The sequence below is a fragment of the uncultured Novosphingobium sp. genome (genome assembly GCF_964277725.1).
In the GTDB taxonomy this organism is placed as follows: Bacteria; Pseudomonadota; Alphaproteobacteria; order Sphingomonadales; family Sphingomonadaceae; genus Novosphingobium; species Novosphingobium fluoreni.
Genome location: NZ_CAXYKL010000172.1, coordinates 1 through 2,621 on the forward strand (window position 1 = coordinate 1; position 2,621 = coordinate 2,621).

General features: G+C 62.0%; 3 protein-coding genes. All 3 read right to left on the reverse strand.

What is annotated here, in order from left to right; translation table 11 throughout:
* On the reverse strand, positions 1 to 345 hold a 345-nt coding region (locus ACHWRX_RS09815), incomplete at its 3' end, for a TonB-dependent receptor plug domain-containing protein (protein ID WP_394659052.1).
* 151 nt (positions 346 to 496) lie between these two features.
* On the reverse strand, positions 497 to 1,861 hold the full coding sequence (locus tag ACHWRX_RS09820) for an LLM class flavin-dependent oxidoreductase (protein ID WP_394659053.1): 1,365 nt from the start codon (positions 1,859 to 1,861) through the stop codon (positions 497 to 499).
* 26 nt (positions 1,862 to 1,887) lie between these two features.
* Positions 1,888 to 2,621: ABC transporter substrate-binding protein (locus tag ACHWRX_RS09825; protein ID WP_394659054.1), on the reverse strand; the 734-nt coding region annotated here is incomplete at its 5' end.

Genomic DNA, 2,621 nt, shown 5'->3' on the forward strand with positions numbered 1-2,621 from the left:
CACCAGCGTCTGATCGGGCGAGAGGCCCCGTAGCGTGGCAGGCCGGATTGAATCGGTTCCGTCCACCGCTGCCGAGCGCGGGAAGTCGAGCGACGGCGTGACGTTCGAAAGTGCCTGCCCTAACTCAGTGGTGCCTTGTGACCGCAGCGCCGCGCCCGAAAGCACGTCGACAGGCGAAGCAGTGTCGAGCCGCTGTCGCCCGGTCACGCGCGTGCCGGTGACGATGATATCGCTGGTATCGGCTGCTGTGCCCCGTTCAGCATCGCCGACCTGGGCGTGCACGAGACCGGGAGTAAGCAGCGCCGTCAACGACGAAGCGAGCAGATAGCGTACGTGAACTTTCATGGCGGCCCCCAATTTTCGAAATGCCCGATACACAAGTTGTAGAGTAGAGAATAGCCCTGCCCCGCGGGATCGGAATAAAATTCGTCCATTGATGGACCAACCTTGCAACATTGTGCGAGCCCCCGCTCCATGCCGAAAGGCAAAACGGCGATCAGCCGGCGATCGCCCGTGCGCGGGGTTCCTCGCGTCCTGCCCTCGCTCGCACGTTTCGCGGGATCGGAAGCCCAAGATTTTGGCGCAGAGTGGGATGTTCGTAATCGGAGCGGAACACGCCGCTCGCCTGCAGCAATGGGACAACTTCGTTTGTGAAGCGGCGGAACTGATCGGGATGCCCGACATAGACGTTGATGCCATCCAGCGCGCGACACTCGAACCAACGCGTAATCTCGCGGGCGATAGTCTTCGCTGATCCAACGAAGGGGCTGGTGAACTGGTCGCGTGCATGTTCGATCGTCTCGCGGAGTGTCAGGCCGCGCTCCTGGGCAAGTTGCGTGATCCGCTGCGCTTGGGTGAAGAAGCTGGAGGCCGCATAAGCCAAGGCCTCGGCCGGGAATGGCGCGTCGAGATTGTACTGCCGAAAATCGTGCCAGCCGAAAGCGCGGCCGAACTCAGCCAGCGCCTGATCGAAGCTTTGGTCAAGCCGGCGTTGCTCACGCTCGATTTCTCGGGCGTCATCGTCGGTATCTCCCACGGTGATCGTAAAGCCGGGCAAGATGATCAACTCGTCTGGATTGCGGCCCCGCGCAGCGGCACGCGCCTTGAGGTCGGCGTAGAATGCCTGGCCCTGCGCCAGCGTCTTGGCGTGGGTGAAGATCGCATCGGCAACGCTCGCGCCCAGATCGCGCCCTTGATCGGAATCGCCCGCCTGGAAGATCACCGGCTCCCCTTGTGGCGAGCGCTGGATGTTGAGCGGCCCGACTACCTGGAAATGCTCGCCCTTGTGATCGAGCGCATGAAGCTTGCTCTTGTCGAGGAACACGCCGCTTGCCCGATCCCCCACGATCGCGTCATCTTCATACGAGCGCCACAGGCCGCGGACGACATCGAGATATTCAAAGGCGCGGCCATACCGGGTGTCGTAATCGAAATGCTCATCGCGACTGTAATTGCCCGCTGTGCCGGCATCACCACTGGTCACCACGTTCCAGCCTGCTCGCCCTTTGCTGATCAAATCCAGAGACGCAAGTCGCCGGGCAAGATTGAACGGTGCGTTGTAAGAGGTCGTTAGCGTACCGACTAAGCCGATATGGCTGGTGGTTACCGCCAGCGCGGACAAGAGCGTCAGCGGCTCAAGTCGATTGAGATAGTGCGGGGGCGAGTCCGGCGTGATGAACTGGCTATCGACGATGAAGACAAGATCGAACTTGGCGGCTTCCGCCTGGCGGACCAAGTCGATGTACCAGTCGATACTGACACTTGCATCGATCGGGATTTCGGGGTTACGCCAGCGATTGGTCTGGCCGGGACCACCGACCCCGGTTGGAACGAGGCCGAGTTTCAGCTGTCGCTGGGTCATGGGAAAGTCCTCCGGGATCGACAGAATCAAAGTGTTTGGAAATGCGGTGCCACTGATATGGGCCGGGTCAGCAGGCCCGCTTCGTGGAACACGTCGGCGATCTTCTGCTCCTCGGCAATGACGCCGGCATCGATGGGAGCGGGCACCAGGACGCTGCGGCCGACGTAGCGCTTCGTAGCGGCAGTCGGCACACCGGTCTGGCTGGTCAGCATTTGCGCGTATGCATCGCGATTGGCTTCGCTCCATCGGCGAGCAGCAGCGAGGCGGCTGGCGAAATCCACTAGCAGGGGGCGCTTGTCACCGAGGGAAGCATCAGTGCCGTACAGGAAGGCCAAACCCGGCGTCAGCGAATTGTCGATCGGCAGGATGCGCATGCCGTCGCTGAGTTCGCCGATGGCTGCGTAAGGATCCCAGATCGCCCAGGCGTCAACCGCGCCACTGGTCAGCGCGGCCCGGCCATCGCTGGGATTGAGGAATTTGATATCGATGGCATTGAACGGACGTTTCAGACGCTTTAGCCCGGCAAGCAGCACATAATGCCCGATGGAGCCACGCGGTGTAGCAACCCGTCGCCCCACCAGGTCATCGAACCGTGCGATGGATGACCCTCGCGGTACCATGACGGTGGTGGAAGCGCCTTTGGCGCGGAAAGCCGAAATCGCCTTCACCCCGGCATCCGCCTGCAGGCTGTAGATGAAGGGCGCATCCCCCCCAAGCCCGGTATCGATCGCCCCGGCGCCCAGGGCTTCGATCAACGGCG